Here is a 17,481-nt window from a genome sequence, read left to right on the forward strand (position 1 = left end):
ACCGGCCGCGCAACAGCCGGCCGCGCAACAGCCCGGGGAGGGAGCCGAGATGGGTGCCACCGGCCCGCCCGCGAGCCCGGCCGCCGTACGAAGGCCCGCGCACCCGGTGTCGCCCGCGACCTCCGCCGCGGGCGCCCGGCGCCGGCCCGCCGCCGCGCTGCGGCCGCACATCGTCAACTACACCGGGTTCCGCACGCGGTTCCCCGCGCCGCGGCACCGGCTGGAGCTGCCCACCGGGTACGTGACGCTCGTCTTCAGCTTCGGTGAGGGCCTGTGGGTCACCCGCACCGGCGGCCCGGCCGCCACCCGGCTGCGGCCCGCCTCGGGCGCCATGCTCAGCGGCCCGCGCACGGGCGCGGCGCTCGGGGTGCACGCGGGCGCCGTCCACGGGCTGGAGGTGAACATGAGCCCGCTCGGCGCGTACCGGCTGTTCGGGATCCCGGTGGCGCAGTTCGAGGACGCCCACGTGGACCTGGCCGAGGTGCTCGGCCCGGCCGGCCGTCATCTCACCGAGCGGCTGCACTCCCTCGGCTCCTGGGAGGCCCGCTTCCGGCTGCTCGACGACCTGTTCACCGCGCGCCTGGAGCGGGGCCCAACCGCCTCCCCCGAGGTGCGCGCGGCGCTGACCCGGCTGTGGGAGGACAGCGGCTCGCTGGCCCGGGCGACCGCCGAGACCGGATGGAGCGCCCGGCACCTGCGCGCCCGGTTCCGCGAGCAGGTCGGCCTGTCGCCCAAGGGTGTCGCCCGGGTGTTCCGGCTCCAGCACGCGCTGCGGCTGCTGGCCGCCGGGACGGCCCCGGCCCGGGTCGCGGCGGCCTGCGGCTACCACGACCAGGCGCATCTGGGCCGAGAGGTGAAGGCGCTGACCGGGCTGGCGCCGTCCCGGTTCACCGCCCTGCGCGCGGGCCTGCCGCCGGGCTCGGTCCTGGACCGGGTGCCGGGCCGGATCACGAGCGTCCTGCTGTCGGGCTGACACCCCGGCGCATCGCGGGTCAGCGCCGTTTTTGACAAGACAGGGCCGCCGGGACTTGCCACCCTCTGCGTAGCTGCGGCAGCCCGTCACGGGGGTGCGGGTTGCCGCAGTGCGGTGACCAGGGCGCGCGGGTCGTCGGCGTGGAAGCGGATGGTGCGGGCGGCCGCGCGGGCGCCGAGGGGCCGGGTGAAGGGGAGCGGGCGGGTCAGCTCCAGCGTCACCGTGGTCTGGCTGCCGACGATCAGGTCGAGCACCCCGTCCTCGGACAGGGACACCGGCCGGCCCTGCGGGTAGCGGCGGTCGACGCGGACCGAGGCCACCGCGTCGGGCGGGACGGTGAGGTCGAAGAGCGCCCCGTACCGGATGCGCAGCGAGCCGTCCGGCCGGACCACGTGCGGCCGGGTGACGCAGGCGGCGTGCATCGCGAGCACGAACACGATCCCGTACACGTCGAGGACCAGCAGCACCCTGTGCACGGCGGGCCAGGGGATCAGCAGGGCCAGCGCGACGGTCTCGATCACCGACACGAAGAGCAGCCCGTACATCATGGCGGTCTGCGGTCCGGTGTACCGGGCGGCGAGGTCGCCCGGGCCGACCCCGTGCGGGGGCCTGCGCAGGGCCCACCGCCCCAGCGCGCCGGTGGCCCGCAGCTCGTGCAGCAGCAGCCGGCGCACCGGCGCGGGCACGGCCCGCCGGACCGCCGCCCGCGCTGCCCGTATCGCGGTCATTTCCCTCCCCTTTCCGTGAACGCCTCCATGACCCGGCGTACGACCTCCGCCTGCGCGGGGGCGTACTCGGCGAGCAGGGCCCGCGCGAACCCCTCGCCGACGGCGGGCCGGCCGTCGGCCGGGATCGCCGCGAACACCTCGTCGGGGACGGCCGCCACCAGGGCGGCGGCGAGCGCCGGGATGCGCGGGTCGTCGACCGGGGCGTCGGCCAGCTCGTCCAGCCGCTCGTACAGCGCGAGGACGGCCGGGTCGGCCGCCAGCGGGGCGAGGGCGGCGTAGAACTCCTCGCCCGCGGTGCCGGACGCGTCGAGCAGCGTCAGGTGCTCCCGGTCCATCGCGGCGCTCGGCGAGGCCGTGTCCGGCGCCCTGGCGAGCAGCACGGCGAGCGCGGGCGAGACCGGTTCGCCCTCCCCGGGCGGCGCGGCCAGCAGCACGGCGAGCCGGCGCCGGCGCTCGGCGAGTTCGGCCTGCTGACGGGCCAGGTCGGCGTCGAGTTCCGCCAGTACGTCGGCCAGCTCGCGCCCCGCGTCGTCCGCGAGCACGTCGCGCACCTCGTCCAGGCTGAGGCCGAGCTCGGTCAGCCGCCGCACCCGGGCCAGCAGCACGGCGTCGCGCACGGTGTAGGCCCGGTATCCGTTGGGGCGCCGCTCCGGTTCCGGGAGCAGCCCGACATGGTGGTAGTGCCGGATGGCCCGGGTGGTGAGCCCGACCAGCGCGGCGATCTCTCCGATCCGCATGCGCCCAGTAGAAACCCTGCCGCCGCGTCAAGGTCAAGCGGCGACGGCACAGCCGGTAGCATGGTCGCCACGACAGACGAGTCGGCCGGGCGGCCGCGTCGGGGCCGCGAGGTCCCGCCGAGGAACGTCCGGGCTCCACAGGGCAGGGTGGTGGGTAACGCCCACCCGGGGTGACCCGCGGGACAGTGCCACAGAAAACAGACCGCCGGGGGCTTCGGCCCTCGGTAAGGGTGAAACGGTGGTGTAAGAGACCACCAGCGCCTGAGGTGACTCAGGCGGCTAGGTAAACCCCACCCGGAGCAAGGTCAAGAGGGGCCGTCTTCGGACGGCCCTGCGCGAACGCTTGAGGGCTGCCCGCCCGAGTTCGCGGGTAGACCGCACGAGGCCGGTGGCAACGCCGGTCCTAGATGGATGGCCGTCTCCCCGGCGACCGCGAGGTCACCGGGAGACAGAACCCGGCGTACAGGCCGGCTCGTCTGTCGTTCTCCGACTGCGAAGGAACCCCCGCCACATGGTGGCGGGGGTTCCTTGTCGTGCGTCGGCGCGGCGCCGTCAGCGCAGGTGCGAGGTGTCGTTCAGGAGGCGCAGCGAGGCGTTGCCGTCCGCGTAGTAGGCCACCGCCGAGAGGGAGGCCGCGGAGAGTTCCATGCGGAACAGGGATTCCGGCGGGGCGCCCAGGGCGAGGCGGACCAGCGTCTTGACCGGGGTCACGTGCGTGACCACCAGCACGGTGCGGCCCGCGTACGCGGCGAGGAGCCGGTCACGGGTGGCCGAGACACGGCGGGTGACCGCGCTGAAGCTCTCGCCGCCGCCCGTGGGGGCCGCCTTCGGGGAGTCCAGCCAGGCCTGGAGGTCGTCCGGGAAGCGCTCGCGCACCTCGCCGAACGTCAGGCCCTCCCAGGCGCCGAAGTCCGTCTCGCGCAGGCCGTCTTCGACGACGACCTCCAGCCCGAGGCGGTCCGCCACTGCCTGGGCGGTCTCCCGGCAGCGCCGCAGCGGGGAGCTGACCACCGCCTGGACGGTGCCGCGCGCGGCCAGGGCCTCGGCGACGGCGGCGGCCTGGCGGCGGCCGGCCGGGGACAGCTCCGGGTCGGTGCCGCCGCTGCCGGAGAAGCGCTTCTGCGGGGTGAGGGCGGTCTCCCCGTGGCGCAGCAGCACGAAGGTGGCGGGGGTGCCCATGTCGGGGCCCCAGCCGCTGGTGGGCGCCGCCGTCGCGGTGGGGGCGGCCTGGCCGGGGGGCGACGCCGGGGAGGGGGTGGTCTCGGGCCGGCCGGGGCCGGGCTCCGCGAACAGGGTGTCGGCCCCTGCCGTGGCGGACGCCGCCGCGGTGGCCGACGTACCGGAAACCGAGGCGAGGGCGGCCCGTACGGCTGCCGCTCCGGCCGCGGCGTCTCCCGGCGGGCCCGAGGGCGGCGGGGTCGCCAGGGCGCGCGCGGCGCCCCGGTCGAAGACGGCCGTGGACGCGGAGGGCTCCCACTGCCTGCCGTGCTTGCCCGCGTCCATCGCCTCGTTGGCGAGCCGGTCCGCGTGCTTGTTCTGCTCGCGCGGGATCCACTGGTACGTCACCTGGGAGCGCGGCAGGATCGTCGCCGCCTCGGCCGCCAGCGGCTTCATGTCCGGGTGCTTGATCTTCCAGCGGCCCGACATCTGCTCGACGACGAGCTTGGAGTCCATGCGTACGAGGACCTGCGCGTCCGGGGCCAGCTCGCGGGCGGCCTTGAGGCCCGCGATCAGCCCCTTGTACTCGGCCACGTTGTTCGTCGCGACGCCGATGTACTCGGCGCGCTCGGCCAGCGTCTCGCCCGTCGCCGGGTCGAGGACGACCGAGCCGTAGCCGGCGGGCCCCGGGTTGCCCCGGGAACCGCCGTCCGCCTCCACGACCAACCCGACAGGGCTCTGCATCAGATGCCCGAGTCCGCCGTACGGACCAGGATGCGGCCGCAGTTGTCGTGCCGGACGACCTGGTTGGCGGCCGCGGCCTTGATCTCGTTGACCTCGGCCATGTCGAGCTCCAGGCGGCAGCCCTCGCAGCGGCGCTGGTACAGGCGCGCGGCGCCGACGCCGCCCTGCTTGACGCGGATCTTCTCGTACAGGGCGATCAGGTCGGCCGGGACGGAGGCCACGATCAGCTCGCGGTCCTTGGTGACCTTGGCGGCGTCGGCGTCGATCTCGGCGGTGGCGGCGTCGCGGCGCGCGGTGGCGTCCGTCAGCTTGGTCTCCAGGGCGGAGACGCGCTCGGTGATCTCGGTGACGCGCTCCTGCGCGGCCTCCAGGCGCTCCATGACCTCCAGGACCACGTCCTCCAGGTCGCCCTGCCGCTTGGCGAGGGAGACGACCTCGCTCTGCAGGTTCGCCAGGTCGCGGGCCGAGATGCCGACGCCGGAGTCGAGCCGCTGCTGGTCGCGGGCCGCGCGCTGGCGCACCTGGTCGACGTCCTGCTCGGCCTTGGTCTGCTCGCGGGCGGCGTCGCTCGCCTGGGTCTGGGCGGCGACGAGCAGGTCGCGCTGCTGGGTGAGGTCCTTGGTCAGGGAGTCGACCTCGGCGTGCTCCGGCAGCGACTTGCGCTTGTGGGCGAGCTGAGACAGCCGGACGTCCAGGGCCTGGACGTCGAGAAGTCGGATCTGGTCGGCGGGCTCGGCGTTCAGTTGGGGGCTCCTGAGATAGAAGAGGGGGATGACGGAACGTCGGACGGCGCGTGCGCCGTCCACGGGTCGGTGACCGTGCGCGAGACGTGGGTTCGCAGACCCCAGCCGTGGCGCTCGGAAATCGCGTCGAGCTGCGCGGCGGCCTGCTCGCACCAGGGCCACTCGGTGGCCCAGTGGGCGGCGTCGACCAGGGCGAGCGGGCTCTGCTCGCGCGCCTCCGACGCGGGGTGGTGGCGCAGGTCGGCGGTGAGGAAGGCGTCCACGCCGGCCGCGCGCACGTCGGCGAACAGGCTGTCGCCGGAGCCGCCGCTGACGGCGACGGTGCGGATGAGGGCGTCCGGGTCGCCGGCCGCGCGGATGCCCTGCGCGGTGCGCGGGAGCCGGGCGGCGGCGCGGGCGGCGAACTCGCGCAGGGTCTCGGGGTGGTCCAGCTCGCAGATCCGGCCGAGGCCTCGGCGGCCTTCGGGGTCGCTCGGGTCGGGCACGAGCGGGCCGGTGACGCGCAGGTCGAGGGCGCCGGCGAGGGCGTCGGAGACGCCGGGGTCGGCGGTGTCGGCGTTGGTGTGGGCGACGTGCAGCGCGATGTCGTTCTTGATCAGCGTGTGCACGACACGGCCCTTGAAGGTGCCGGCCTCGACGGTGGTGGTCCCGCGGAGGTAGAGGGGGTGGTGGGTGACGATCAGGTCGGCGCCCAGCTTGACCGCCTCGTCGGCGATCTCCTGGACGGGGTCCACGGCGAAGAGGACCCGGGAGACCTCTGCGTCGGGATCACCACAGACGGTGCCGACGGCGTCCCACTGCTCGGCCCGGGAAGGGGGCCACAGGGCGTCCAGCGCGGCGATGACTTCGGAGAGACGGGGCACGGGCCAAGGCTACCGTCCGCCGCGACCCGCCCGCCGACCCCCGGCCGGGGGTGCGGGCCGCGGCCGCCTCGCGGGGCGGGCGCCAGCACAATCGCGCCGTTCCTCACAGTCGAACCGGCGCCCGGCCACCCGTATGTGTGAAGCGGGGTAGGTGGTGTTGTTCGGCAGGAAGTGCGAAAACTAGCTTCCTCCCCGGAGGTGAGGCACGGTGACTGTCTGTGCCACAGAGACGACGACCACGGCCCCGTTCACCATCGCCGCGGACGGGTCGTACGCGGCCCGGCTGGCCGGGGACGGCGAGGCGCGCTATCCGGAGCGCTGGACCCTGGCCGGGCCCGAGCCGTACGCGGTGCCGTTGCCGCTCGCGCAGCCCGAGGAGGCCGACAGCGAGGTGCTGCCGCTGGCCGACGGGCGGGTGCTGATCCACCGCCGCGTCGCGGAGCGGCACGCGTTCGCCCTGCTGTATCCGACGGGCGGCGGCTGCGCCGCCACCGGGCCGCGGACCGGGGAACTCCCGCTGGGCGCGGTCGATCCCGAGGAGGCGGACGGTACGGAGGTACGGATCCGCCTGCTGCCGCCGTCCCCGGACGGGCGCGGGGCCTTCGCACTGGCGGTGGGTACGGACGAGAGCACCGTCTGGCAGATCACCGGCAGCGGCTTCGGGCCCGAGCGGGTCGCCCGGGTCCCCGGCCGCTGCTCCGGCGGGGTCTGGCTGGACCGGGCGGGCCGGCTGCTGGCACTGGACCGCGAACTCGACGGGCGCACCAAGGCCGTCGCGGTGGACCTGGGCCGGGGCGGCGAGGTCTCCCCGCTCCTGCAGATCGCGGAGGCCAGCGACGACCGGCTGCTGCTGGCCGACCCGGACAGCGGGCTGCTGCTGATCCGCTCGGACGCCCCGGGCGAACCGCGGCTCGGCTGGGGGGTGCTCGGCAGCTCGCTGCCGGTCCGCTTCCCGGAATGCCTGCGGGGCGCGGGGGCGGGCACGGGCGACGGGCCGGGCGGGGCCGCAGGGGCGGGGCCGGGGCGGGGGCCGGACGCGGGCTCGACGCCGTTCGCCGTGCAGCCGGGCCAGGCCCTGATGCCCGAGACCTGCGCGGTCGCGCTCCGGCTGGAGGGCGGCGACCTCGGCCTGTGGCGCCCCGCCGACCGGCACGTCTTCCGGCTGCCCGCGCCGGCGGGCTGGCTCGGCGGCGCGGGCCTGTGGACGCGGGAGGGCCGGCTGCACCTCCCGTACGCCACCGCGGACCTGCCCTGCGGCATCCTGACCCTGGGGATGCCCCAGGCCCCGCCGCCCCCGGTCCGCCTCGACCCGCCCCCGCCTCCCGCGCCGCGCCCCGTCCCGCTCCAGCAGGCGCCGCTGCGCTGACGCGCTAGTCGTGCTTGAGGCCCAGGACCTCCGCCGCGGCGAAGGTCTCGTTCGCCGGGCGGGACTCGTAGTGCGGGGTGAGCAGGCCGTCCAGTTCCTCGTAGGAGAAGGCCTCCTTGGCGGTGTCGAACTTGGCCGCCACCCGGGGGCGTTCCATCACGACCACGATCCCGCCGTGCACGACGAACAGCTGCCCGTTGGCCCGGGCCGAGGCCGGCGAGGCGAGGTAGCCGACCAGCGGGGCGACGTGTTCGGGGGCGAGGGCGTCGAGCTTGCCCTCCTGCGGGACCTGGAAGCCCGCGAAGACGTCCTCGGTCATCCGGGTCCGGGCGCGCGGGCAGATGGCGTTGGCCGTGACCCCGTACTTGGCCAGGGCGAGGGCGGTCGAGGTGGTGAGGCCGACGATGCCGCCCTTGGCCGCCGCGTAGTTCGGCTGGCCGGCCGAACCGCCGAGGAAGGCCTCCGAGGAGGTGTTGACGATCCGTCCGTAGACCGGGCCGCCCGCCGCCTTGGACCGCTCCCGCCAGTGCGCGGAGGCGAAGTGGGTGGTGTTGAAGTGGCCCTTGAGGTGGACGCGGATGACCGAATCCCACTCCTCCTCCGACATCGAGAAGATCATCCGGTCGCGCAGGATGCCCGCGTTGTTGACCAGGACGTCCAGCTTGCCGAAGCGGGCGACCGCCAGCTCGACCAGCTCCCGCGCCTGCGCGAAGTCGGCCACGTCACCGAGGTGCGCCACCGCCTGGCCGCCCGCCGCGCGGATCTCCGCGGCCACCTCCTCGGCCGGGGCGGCCGAGGCCTCCCCGGAGCCGTCGCGGCCGCTCTGGCCGAAGTCGTTGACGACCACGCTCGCGCCGAGCCGCGCGAGCTCGATCGCCTCGGCCCGGCCGAGCCCGCGGCCCGCGCCCGTGACGATGGCGCTGAGCCCCTCAAGTGGCAGTGACATCTACCGGATTCCTCTCAGAGTTCGATGCAGGTGCGCAGGGCCACACCCGTACGCATCTGGTCGAGGGCGTCGTTGATCTCGGCGAGGTGCACCCGATGGGTGATCAGGCCCGCCAGGTCCACCCGGCCGGCCCGCCACAGCGCGATGGTGCGCTCGTAGGAGCGGAGCACGTCACCGCCCCCGTACATCGACGGCAGGATCTTCTTCTCGTCGAAGAACAGCGAGAACATGTTGATCGAGTAGTTGTCGTCGAGGGCGCCCGCGCCGACCACGACGACCGAGCCGCCGCGCCGCGTCATCTCGTACGCGGTCTGCGTGGTCGCGGACTTGCCGACGACCTCGAAGACGTAGTCGAAGCCCTCGCCGGCGGTGATCCGGTTCTTGGCGTCGGCGAACGCGTCCGGCGCGACCGCCTCGGTGGCGCCGAAGCGGAGCGCCGCCTCGCGCCGGGAGGCGACCGGGTCGACGGCGATGATCTGCGCAGCGCCCTGCACCTTGGCGCCCTGGATGACGGAGATGCCGACGCCGCCGCAGCCGATGACGGCGACCGAGGAACCGGCCTCCACCTTGGCCGTGTTGATGGCTGCGCCGAGTCCGGTGGTGACCCCGCAGCCGATCAGCGCGGCGATGTCGTACGGGAGGTCGTCGGGGATCGGGACGGCGCAGGCCGCCGGGACCACCATCTCCTCGGCGAAGGTTCCCGTACCGGCGAAGCCGAAGATGTCGGTGCCCGTGCGGCGGAAGTTGGGGGTGGCGACGTTCCCGAAGGCCTCCAGGCACAGGTGGCCCTGGCCGCGCTTGCAGGCGGGGCAGTGGCCGCAGGGCGGCAGCCAGCAGACGAGGACGCGGTCGCCGATCCTGTGGGTGTCGACCCCGTCGCCGACGTCCACGATCTCGCCGGAGCCCTCGTGGCCGGGGATGAAGGGGGCGGGCTGCGGCAGTACGCCGCTCATCGCGGAGAGGTCGGAGTGGCACAGGCCGGTGGCCTTGATGCGGATCCTCACCTTGCCCGGGCCGAAGCCGACGGCCTCCATGTCGTCGACGACCTCTAGCTTGTCCTGGCCTATCTCGCTCTGCAGTGCTGCGCGCACGATGCGGCTCCTTGGCTCCGTGGCTACTGGGACTACGCGTGTTCGACGACGGTGTCGGCGAGGACCGGCGCGTCGTCCCGTTCGACGGCGGTCACCGAGACCCGGACGAGGCCGGGCTCCTGCCACATCCGGATGCGCAGGGTCTCGCCGGGGAAGACGATTCCGGCGAAGCGCGTGCGGTAGGCGCGGACGCGGGAGACGTCCCCGCCGAGGGCGGTGTCGACGACGGCCTTGAGGGTCATGCCGTACGAGCACAGGCCGTGCAGGATCGGCCGGTCGAAGCCGGCGAGCTTGGCGAACTCGGGGTCGGCGTGGAGCGGGTTCCAGTCCCCGGAGAGGCGGTAGAGCAGCGCCTGCTCCTCGCGGATGTGGCGTTCCTCGACCCTGTCGGGGGCGCGCTCGGGCTGCTCGCTCCTGACGGACGGCCCGCGCTCGCCGCCGAAGCCGCCCTCCCCCTTGACGAAGATCTGCGCGTCGGAGGTCCACAGCGGCCCGTCCGTGTCGGCGACTTCGGTGCGCAGGACGATGACGGCCGCCTTGCCCTTGTCGTAGACGGCGGCGACCTTGGCGGAGGAGGTGGCCTTCCCCTTGACGGGGATCGGCCGGTGCAGCTCGATGGACTGGCCGCCGTGCAGGACGGCGGCGAGGTTCACGTCGATCCCCGGGGCGGCCAGGCCGCCGAGCATGGCCATGCCGGCGCCGGCGACGGTCGCGAAGCTGGGCAGGACGTGGAGCTTGGACTCCAGGGTGTAGCGCAGCTCGTCGGGGTCGGTGGCGGGGCGGCCCGCGCCGAGACCGAGGTGGTAGAGCTGGATGTCCTTGTGGTCCCAGGCGATGTCCCCCTGGCGGGGGGCGGCGGCGAGGGCCTTGGCGGCATCGATCGGCATTGAGGATGCTGCTCCTTGTTCTGGGAAGACCTCGGTGCGGCCGTCCGCACCGTCGGCCGCACCGAGGTCGTATGCGGGACCGGCCGTCTTCTAGAACGCGTTCTAGGTTGGACCGGTGAGGGAATGTATAACGCACGCCCCACCACTTGGGAAGACAGCGGGGAAGACTCCTGACGTCACGTCAGATCGGGCTGGAAGTCCCCCGACCCCCTACCCTGATCGGGTGGACGAAATGCCCGTTGCGCACCGTACCGCCCGATCCCTGCGGGTACTGCTGCACCCGCCGAACCCGCCGCTGGCGGTCCGCCTCGGCCTCCAGCCGGACCTGGAGGTGGTCGACTCGCCGATGGCCCGGCCGGCGGTGGCCCTGGTCGAGGAACTCGCGGCGGTGGCGCCGGTCCTGGCGGACGACCCGGAATGCCGGGTCCTGCTCCTGACGGGCTCGGCCCACCCGGGCCTGGCGGCCGCCGCCCTCGCCGCGGGCGCGTCGGGCCTGATCCTCCGGGACGGCCCGATCGAGGACCTGGCCGACGCGATCCGGCGGGCCGCCAGGGGCGAACAGGTGGTCGACCCCGCCCTCACGACGCCGTGACGAGTCCGGCCCCGCCGGCGTGTGAGGCGCGGGAGCCGGGGCGGAGCCCCCGGCAGCGACGGGTCAGCCGGACGGGTCAGCGGCGCAGGAGGGTGACGACCGCCGCGCCGCCCAGGCCTATGTTGTGGGCCAGGGCCACGCGGGCGTTCGGGACCTGGCGGGGGCCGGCTTCGCCGCGCAGCTGCCAGGTCAGTTCCGCGGCCTGCGCCAGGCCGGTCGCGCCCAGCGGGTGGCCCTTGGAGATCAGCCCGCCCGAGGGGTTGACCACCCACCGCCCGCCGTACGTCGTGGCCCCGCTCTCCACCAGCTTCCCGGCGGCGCCGTCCTCGCACATGCCCAGCGCCTCGTACGTCAGCAGCTCGTTGATCGAGAAGCAGTCGTGCAGCTCGATCACGTCCACGTCCTCGATGCCGAGCCCCGAGGAGGAGAAGACCGCCCGCGCCGCCGCCGCCGTCATCGGCTTGCCGACCACGTCGATGCACGAGCCGGAGTCGAACGACGCCGCCGTGTCCGTCGTCATCGCCTGGGCGACGATCTCCACCGCCTTGTCGTGCAGACCGTGCCGCACCACGAACCGCTCCGACACCACCACCGCGGCCGCCGCCCCGTCCGACGTCGGCGAGCACTGGAGTTTGGTCAGCGGGGCGTGGATCTCCTTCGCCGCCAGGATCTCCTCCACCGTGTACACGTCCTGGAACTGCGCGTTCGGGTTGTTCGCCGAGTGCCAGTGGTTCTTGGCGCCCACCGCCGCCAGCTGCGCGGCCGTCGTCCCGTACCGCTCCATGTGCTCGCGCGCCGCGTTCCCGAAGATCTGCGCGGTCGGCGGCGACATCTCGAAGCCGTGGCCGGCCGCCATGATCCCGTAGTGCCGCGCGACCGGCGAGGTCGCGAAGTCCCCTCCGTCCGCCCCGCCCCCCAGCGCGCCCCGCTTCATCTTCTCGAAGCCCAGCGCGAGCACGCAGTCGCTGATCCCGCCCTCCACGAACTGCCGCGCCATCATCAGCGCCGTCGAACCCGTCGCGCAGTTGTTGTTCACGTTGTAGACGGGGACCCCGGTCAGCCCCAGCTCGTACGCCGCCCGCTGCCCGGCGGTGGACGCCTGGAAGCAGTACCCCACCGGCACCTGCTCGACCTGGTCGTACGAGATCCCCGCGTCGGCCAGCGCCGCGGTCCCGGCCTCCTTGGCCATGTCCCAGTACTGCCAGTCCCGCGACTCCGGCTTCTCGAACTTCGTCATGCCGACGCCCACGACGTACGACTTCATGCCCTTCATGCCTGATGACTCCTAGTCCCTGGGAAGGCCGAGAATCCGCTCGGCGACGACGTTGAGCTGGACTTGGGTGGTGCCCCCGGCGATGGTCAGGCAGCGGGACATGAGCAGCCCGTGCACCGCCCGCTCCCCCGCCCCCTCCCGCACCGCGCCCGCCGGTCCCAGCAGTTCGAGCGCGAGCTCCGCGGTCCGCTGCTGGTGCGGGGTCTGGACGAGCTTGCGCACGGAAGCGCCCGCGCCCGGCTCCAGCCCCGACACCTGCGAGAGCGTGGTGCGCAGCCCGATGCAGGCCAGCGCGTGCGCCTCGGCGGCCAGCGCCCCGATCCGCGCGCGCCCGGCCCCGTCCAGATCGGCGGAGCGGGCGATCAGCGCCTCCAGCCCCGTGTCGAAGGTCATCTGGTCGGCCATGTGGACCCGCTCGTTGCCGAGGGTGTTCCGCGCGACCTGCCAGCCGCTGTCGGCCGCCCCCACCAGCGCGTCCGCGGGGAGCAGCACGTCGTCGAAGTAGACCTCGTTGAAGAGGGCCTCGCCGGTGATCTCCTTCAGCGGCCGGATGTCGATCCCGGGGGTCCGCTTCATGTCGACGACGAAGTACCCGAGCCCCTTGTGCTTCGGCGCGGCCGGGTCCGTCCGGGCGAGCAGGATCCCGAGGTCGGCGGTGTGCGCGGAACTCGTCCACACCTTCTGCCCGTTGATCCGCCAGCCGCCCTCCGCGGTCCGCTCCGCCCTGGTCCGCAGCGAGGCCAGGTCGGAGCCCGCGCCCGGCTCCGAGAAGAGCTGGCACCAGGTCAGCTCCCCGCGCAGGGTGGGGAGTACGTAGGCCTCGCGCTGGGCCGGCGTCCCGTAGGCGAGCAGCGAGGGGACCACCCAGGTGGCGATCCCGAGGTCGGCGACCTTGACCCCCGCCGCCCGCAGCTCCTGCTGGACGACGAGCTGCTCGACGGGTCCGGCGCCGAGGCCGTACGGGGGCGGCAGGTACGGGGCCGCGTACCCGGTCGGGGCGAGGACGCGGCGCGCGGCCGCCGGGTCGAGGCCCCGGGCGTCCTCGATGGCGGCGCGCGCCTTCGCCCGGTACGCCTCGGCCCGCGCGGGGAGTTCGAGCCTGAGCTCGCGGCGGGCGCCGGCCGCCGCGAGCCGGACGGCCCGCAGCCGGTGTCCGTCGCCGGAGCCGAGGAGCTGGCGTGCGACGAGGGCCCGGCGCAGGTAGACGTGGGCGTCGTGCTCCCAGGTGAAGCCGATGCCGCCGAGGATCTGGATGCAGTCCTTGGCGCAGGAGTACGCGGCGTCGAGCGCGGTGCCGGCGGCGAGCGCGGCGACGAGCGAGCGGACGTCCGGGGCCTCGTCCATGCTGTTGGCCGCGTCCCAGGCGAGCGCCCGGGCCTGCTCCAGGCGGACCAGCATGTCGGCGCACAGGTGCTTGACGCCCTGGAAGCGCCCGATGGGCCGGCCGAACTGCTCGCGCACCTTGGCGTACTCGGCGGCGGTGTGCAGCGCCCAGGCGGCGGTGCCGCAGGCGTCGGCGGCGAAGAGGGCGCAGGCCAGGTCGCGGACCAGGGCGGCGTCCAGTTCGAGGAGCCGGCCGGGTGCGACGACGACGCCCCGGGCCCGCACCTCGGCGGTGGGCCGTGTCGGGTCGGCGCCCTCGTGCGTGCGGATGTCCAGCGCGGCGGCGTCCACCGCGAACCAGCGGGTGCCGTGCGCGGCTTCGGCGGCGAGCAGCACCAGGTCGGCCTCGCCCGCGCCGAGCACGGGCGGCGCGGCGCCGTCGAGGAGGTGTCCGCCGCCTTCGACGGCGACGGCGCTCATGCTGCCGGGCCCGAGGGCGACGGCGCCGACCCGCCCGCCGAGCGGCCGGGCCCCGGCCCGGTCCAGGAGTACGGAGGCCAGCGCGCTCGGCAGGTACGCCCCGGGCAGCGCCGCCCGGGCGGCCTCCTCGACGACCACGGCCAGGTCGAGCAGGGTGCCGCCCTCCAGGTGCGGGGCGAGCAGCCCGGACGCGGCGAGCGCGTCCCAGTAGGCGGGGCGCGCCCCGGTCTGCGGCGGGGTGTCGAGCAGCTTGCGCACCTCCTCGGGCGGTACGACCCGCGCCACCCAGCCGCGTACCGCGTCGGCCAGTTCCCGCTGCTCCTGCGTGATTCCGATGCCCATACGGATGCCTGCCGCCTTCTCGGTGCCCGCCCGGTCGCCGGTCAGACTAGAACACGTTCCATTCTGACGGAAGGTCAGATCGCAGGCGGGGTTCACCGCCGGGCGGCGCCGCCGCACGGGCCGGGCGGGACCGCACCAAGGGGCCCGGCGCGACCCGGGGATAACGTGAGAACGGCAGCCTGAATTAGGACATGGCCGAAAATCGCCTGGCTCCGCTTCGGGCAGAATGATCGAATCGGTGACGCACCGTCGCCGCCAATTCACTCTCAGAATGGAAGTCGACACGTGAGTGCCCTGACATTTGTGGACCTTCACAGACAAGTCTCCACGGATATCGACGCGGAGATGGAACTCGCTCTCGATCGACTCGGCCCGGCGTCGGTCGCGGTCAAGGCCGCGGTCACCAAACTCCTACGCCATCAGAAGCTGCGTCATCCGCTGTCCGTACTGCCCATGCTGGTGCACGCGGTGGAGACAGGCACCCCCCGCCCGGCCACCCCCATATCCGCCGTGCACGTGCTGTGGTGGACTTCGGCCTGCTTCCTCGACGACCTCGCGGACGGGCACGGCAGTTCACTGTCCGCCGGACTCACCGAGAACGAGGCGCTGCTCGCCTCCGTCATCAGCGGAACGATCCTGCCCATCCGGATCATCCAGTCGCTGCCGGCCCCCGCGCCGGTCCACAGCGCCCTGACGGCGGAGATCGCCACCGGCTGGACCGTCGGCACCGAAGGCCAGCTGCGCGACATCGGTGGCGAGGCGGACAGCGCGACCCGGAAATCGGTGATCGAGGCTTATCGCGGGAAATCCGGCGGGCCGTTCTCGATGATCACGGCAATGGCGGCGATATTGTCCGGAGCCCTGCCCGAGGACATAGCGAAGTGGCGTGAGTTCGGTTATGTCTTCGGAATCCTGTGGCAGATGTTCAACGACCAGGAGGACATTCTCTCCGGTCGCGGCGAGGACCTCCTGAACGGCACCGTCACCTATCTGCTCACCTGCGCCCTCGACGACGCCCCACCCGGCTCCCGGGCGCACATCCTGAACCTGCACACCGCGGCGCGCGACTGCGCGCGGTCGAGGTCCGAACTCACCGGCCTCCTGCTCGACCCCGCGGTGCTCGACCAGTTCCGCGAGGACCTCGACGGGTTCCGCGACGAGGCGTCCCGCATTCTCGACGAGCTCGGCGGCGACCCCGTGTACGCGGGCATCCTGCGCCGCCTCGTCGACCACTCGGCCCGGATGCTCCTGGAGCCGGTCCCCGCCCCCGCCGTGGCGGTCTCCGCGTAGGAACGCCGCAGGACCGCCCGCGACCCCAGGAGCGGGGGCCCTCCGGGACCCGGACGTGACGCCCTACCGGCCGGTAGGGCACCATGGCCCCCACCCGCAGCCCAGGAGGAACCCCATGGCCCCCGCCACCCCCAAGCCGGAGACCCTCGCCGCCTTCGAGGCCGCCAAGGGCTTCATGCCGGTACGCGAGGGCCTCGCCCTGTACGCGGCCGCCGCCGATGCCGCGTCCCTCGGGCTGCCCCTCCTGGAGGTCGGCACCTACTGCGGGCGCTCCACCCTGCTGCTCGCCGACGCCGCCCGCGAGGCCGGCGTCGCCGCGATCACCGTCGACCACCACCGGGGCAGCGAGGAGCAGCAGCCCGGCTGGGAGTACCACGACCCGTCCGTCGTGGACCCCGAGGTCGGCCTGATGGACACCCTGCCCACCTTCCGCCGCACCCTCCACAAGGCGGGCCTGGAAGACCACGTCATCGCGATCGTCGGCCGCTCCCCGCAGGTCGCCGCCACCTGGGGCGGCCCGCTCGGCTTCGTCTTCGTCGACGGCGGCCACACCGACGAGCACGCCACCGGCGACTACGAGGGCTGGGCCCCGCACCTCGCCGAGGGCGGGACGCTCGTCATCCACGACGTGTTCCCCGACCCGGCCGACGGCGGCCAGGCCCCGTACCGGATCTACCTGCGCGCCCTGTCCTCCGGCGCCTTCGAGGAGATCTCCGTCACGGACTCGCTCCGCGTGCTGCGCCGCACCGGCCCCGGCATCTGAGGCGGCCCCTGACCGGCCTCCGGCCGCTTCCGGGCACATGATCGGACCATCACACCACGCCCTCGGATGGCCCACGGTCCGGATTCCCGGCGGGCGGCCGGTCTAGCATCGCGAGGTGCGCTACGACGACAGCCCCCCGCCCCCCGAGTCCGCCGCCTCGGTCAGCCCGGACCGGCCCTGGTACACCCGGCGCTCCACCCTCGCCGTCGCGGTGGCCGCCCTCGCCCCGACCGCTTTGGCCGGGTGGGTGCTCACCCAGGTCCTGACCGGCTCCGGGCCGGACGGCCCACCGGCGCCGAAGGCGCTGCCCGCCTCCCACACCGCCGGGGCGACCGCCCACGGCGCCGGGGACGCGAAGGCGAGTACGGCCACGCCCACCCCGGCCGCATCGGCTTCGGCATCCGCCTCCGCCCCGGCCCCGGCGGCGCCCGCCAAGGGCGCGCTGGCCGGCCGGACCGTGGTCATCGACCCCGGCCACAACACCGGCAACTTCAAGCACACCTCCGAGATCAACGAGCAGGTGGACATCGGCACCAACCGCAAGGAGTGCGACACCACCGGCACCACCACCAACTCCGGCTACATGGAAGCCGAGTTCACCCTCGACGTGTCGCGCCGGACGCGCGCCCTCCTGGAGGCCAAGGGCGCCAAGGTGGTCTTCACCCACGACGCCGACCGCCCCTGGGGCCCTTGCATCGACGAGCGGGCCCGGATCGGCAACGAGGCGAAGGCGGACGCGGTGGTCTCCGTCCACGCGGACGGCGTCTCCGCCGGGAACCGCGGCTTCCACATCATCCTCCCGGCCACGGTCAAGGGCGGCGCCGCGGACACCTCGAAGATCGTCGGCCCCTCCCGTGACCTGGGCGAGCGGATCGCGGGCAACTTCGCCCGCAGCACCGGATCCGCCCCCGCCAACTACCTGGGCAACGGTACCGGGTTGGTGGTCCGGGACGATCTCGGCGGGCTCAATCTCTCGACCAGGCCCAAGGTGTTCATCGAATGCGGCAACATGCGTGACGCCAAGGACGCGGCGCAGCTGACGAGTCCGCAGTGGCGGCAGAAGGCAGCGGAAGGCATCGCGAACGGCATCGTCGGGTTCCTCGGCGGGTAGTCCCCCGGGGACCGCCCGCCGCCCCGATCCCTCAGGTCGCGGCAGACGTCCGTACCATGGTGCCGCCCGCC

At 74.1% G+C, this 17,481-nt stretch carries 16 protein-coding genes and 1 other RNA gene; 7 read left to right on the top strand and 10 right to left on the bottom strand.

The features are described from left to right. Positions 1–49: 49 nt before the first annotated feature. Positions 50–973 (top strand): AraC family transcriptional regulator, encoded by a 924-nt coding sequence (locus OG982_RS07960; RefSeq protein WP_266788482.1) that lies wholly within the window; start codon positions 50–52, stop codon positions 971–973. Between the two features lie 86 nt (positions 974–1,059). Here the strand turns inward: OG982_RS07960 and OG982_RS07965 are convergent, their stop codons facing one another. Further along, complete coding sequence (locus tag OG982_RS07965) at positions 1,060–1,701, bottom strand: hypothetical protein (protein ID WP_266788480.1); 642 nt, start codon at positions 1,699–1,701, stop codon at positions 1,060–1,062. Then, positions 1,698–2,438 (bottom strand): MerR family transcriptional regulator, encoded by a 741-nt coding sequence (locus tag OG982_RS07970; RefSeq protein ID WP_266788478.1) that lies wholly within the window; start codon positions 2,436–2,438, stop codon positions 1,698–1,700. The genes OG982_RS07965 and OG982_RS07970 overlap by 4 nt, the downstream gene beginning before the upstream one ends. Positions 2,439–2,515: 77 nt before the next feature. Here OG982_RS07970 and rnpB point away from each other — a divergent pair. Further along, positions 2,516–2,917, top strand: an RNA gene (gene rnpB, locus OG982_RS07975) — RNase P RNA component class A. A gap of 73 nt (positions 2,918–2,990) precedes the next feature. On the opposite strand, the gene OG982_RS07980 is transcribed toward rnpB, so the two are convergent. Genes OG982_RS07980 through OG982_RS07990 form a run of 3 tightly spaced genes read right to left on the bottom strand, consistent with a single transcriptional unit; the run spans position 2,991 to position 5,946 of the window. After that, positions 2,991–4,340 (bottom strand): bifunctional RNase H/acid phosphatase, encoded by a 1,350-nt coding sequence (locus tag OG982_RS07980; protein WP_266788476.1) that lies wholly within the window; start codon positions 4,338–4,340, stop codon positions 2,991–2,993. Next, a complete protein-coding gene (locus OG982_RS07985; protein WP_266792122.1) occupies positions 4,340–5,083 on the bottom strand; it encodes a zinc ribbon domain-containing protein in 744 nt (247 codons plus the stop codon). Before OG982_RS07985 ends, OG982_RS07980 begins: the two co-directional genes overlap by 1 nt. Beyond that, complete coding sequence (locus OG982_RS07990; RefSeq protein ID WP_266788474.1) at positions 5,080–5,946, bottom strand: Nif3-like dinuclear metal center hexameric protein; 867 nt, start codon at positions 5,944–5,946, stop codon at positions 5,080–5,082. The genes OG982_RS07985 and OG982_RS07990 overlap by 4 nt, the downstream gene beginning before the upstream one ends. Before the next feature lie 208 nt (positions 5,947–6,154). Here OG982_RS07990 and OG982_RS07995 point away from each other — a divergent pair, with 208 nt between their 5' ends. Then, positions 6,155–7,312 carry a hypothetical protein gene (locus OG982_RS07995; RefSeq protein WP_266788472.1) on the top strand — a complete coding sequence of 386 codons (1,158 nt, stop codon included), beginning with the start codon at positions 6,155–6,157 and terminating at the stop codon, positions 7,310–7,312. 4 nt (positions 7,313–7,316) lie between these two features. Here OG982_RS07995 and OG982_RS08000 read toward each other — a convergent pair whose 3' ends face one another. The 3 genes from OG982_RS08000 to OG982_RS08010 are packed head-to-tail and all read right to left on the bottom strand — an operon-like array spanning position 7,317 to position 10,236. Next, positions 7,317–8,258, bottom strand: a complete 942-nt coding sequence (locus OG982_RS08000; RefSeq protein ID WP_266788470.1) for a 3-oxoacyl-ACP reductase — start codon at positions 8,256–8,258, stop codon at positions 7,317–7,319. 14 nt (positions 8,259–8,272) lie between these two features. Then, the gene (locus OG982_RS08005) at positions 8,273–9,349 is read right to left on the bottom strand and encodes a Zn-dependent alcohol dehydrogenase (protein WP_266788468.1); all 1,077 of its coding nucleotides are present in this window, start codon (positions 9,347–9,349) and stop codon (positions 8,273–8,275) included. A gap of 32 nt (positions 9,350–9,381) precedes the next feature. Beyond that, a complete protein-coding gene (locus OG982_RS08010) occupies positions 9,382–10,236 on the bottom strand; it encodes a MaoC/PaaZ C-terminal domain-containing protein (protein WP_266788466.1) in 855 nt (284 codons plus the stop codon). Between the two features lie 232 nt (positions 10,237–10,468). Between OG982_RS08010 and OG982_RS08015 the strand changes: the two genes are divergently transcribed. After that, positions 10,469–10,828 (top strand): DNA-binding response regulator, encoded by a 360-nt coding sequence (locus OG982_RS08015; RefSeq protein WP_266792120.1) that lies wholly within the window; start codon positions 10,469–10,471, stop codon positions 10,826–10,828. 76 nt (positions 10,829–10,904) lie between these two features. Here OG982_RS08015 and OG982_RS08020 read toward each other — a convergent pair whose 3' ends face one another. Continuing rightward, a complete protein-coding gene (locus tag OG982_RS08020; RefSeq protein WP_266792118.1) occupies positions 10,905–12,092 on the bottom strand; it encodes a lipid-transfer protein in 1,188 nt (395 codons plus the stop codon). A gap of 21 nt (positions 12,093–12,113) precedes the next feature. Then, positions 12,114–14,246, bottom strand: a complete 2,133-nt coding sequence (locus OG982_RS08025) for an acyl-CoA dehydrogenase (protein WP_266788464.1) — start codon at positions 14,244–14,246, stop codon at positions 12,114–12,116. 345 nt (positions 14,247–14,591) lie between these two features. Between OG982_RS08025 and OG982_RS08030 the strand changes: the two genes are divergently transcribed. From OG982_RS08030 to OG982_RS08040, 3 genes are all read left to right on the top strand, one after another. Further along, positions 14,592–15,536: a polyprenyl synthetase family protein gene (locus OG982_RS08030; RefSeq protein WP_266788462.1), complete on the top strand. Its 945-nt coding sequence runs from the start codon at positions 14,592–14,594 to the stop codon at positions 15,534–15,536. 115 nt (positions 15,537–15,651) lie between these two features. After that, on the top strand, positions 15,652–16,299 hold the full coding sequence (locus OG982_RS08035; RefSeq protein WP_266788460.1) for a class I SAM-dependent methyltransferase: 648 nt from the start codon (positions 15,652–15,654) through the stop codon (positions 16,297–16,299). 115 nt (positions 16,300–16,414) lie between these two features. Next, positions 16,415–17,410, top strand: coding sequence for an N-acetylmuramoyl-L-alanine amidase (locus OG982_RS08040; RefSeq protein WP_266788458.1), 996 nt, complete (start codon positions 16,415–16,417; stop codon positions 17,408–17,410). The last annotated feature ends 71 nt before the right edge of the window (positions 17,411–17,481 follow it).

Source organism: Streptomyces sp. NBC_01551, assembly GCF_026339935.1.
In the GTDB taxonomy this organism is placed as follows: Bacteria; Actinomycetota; Actinomycetes; order Streptomycetales; family Streptomycetaceae; genus Streptomyces.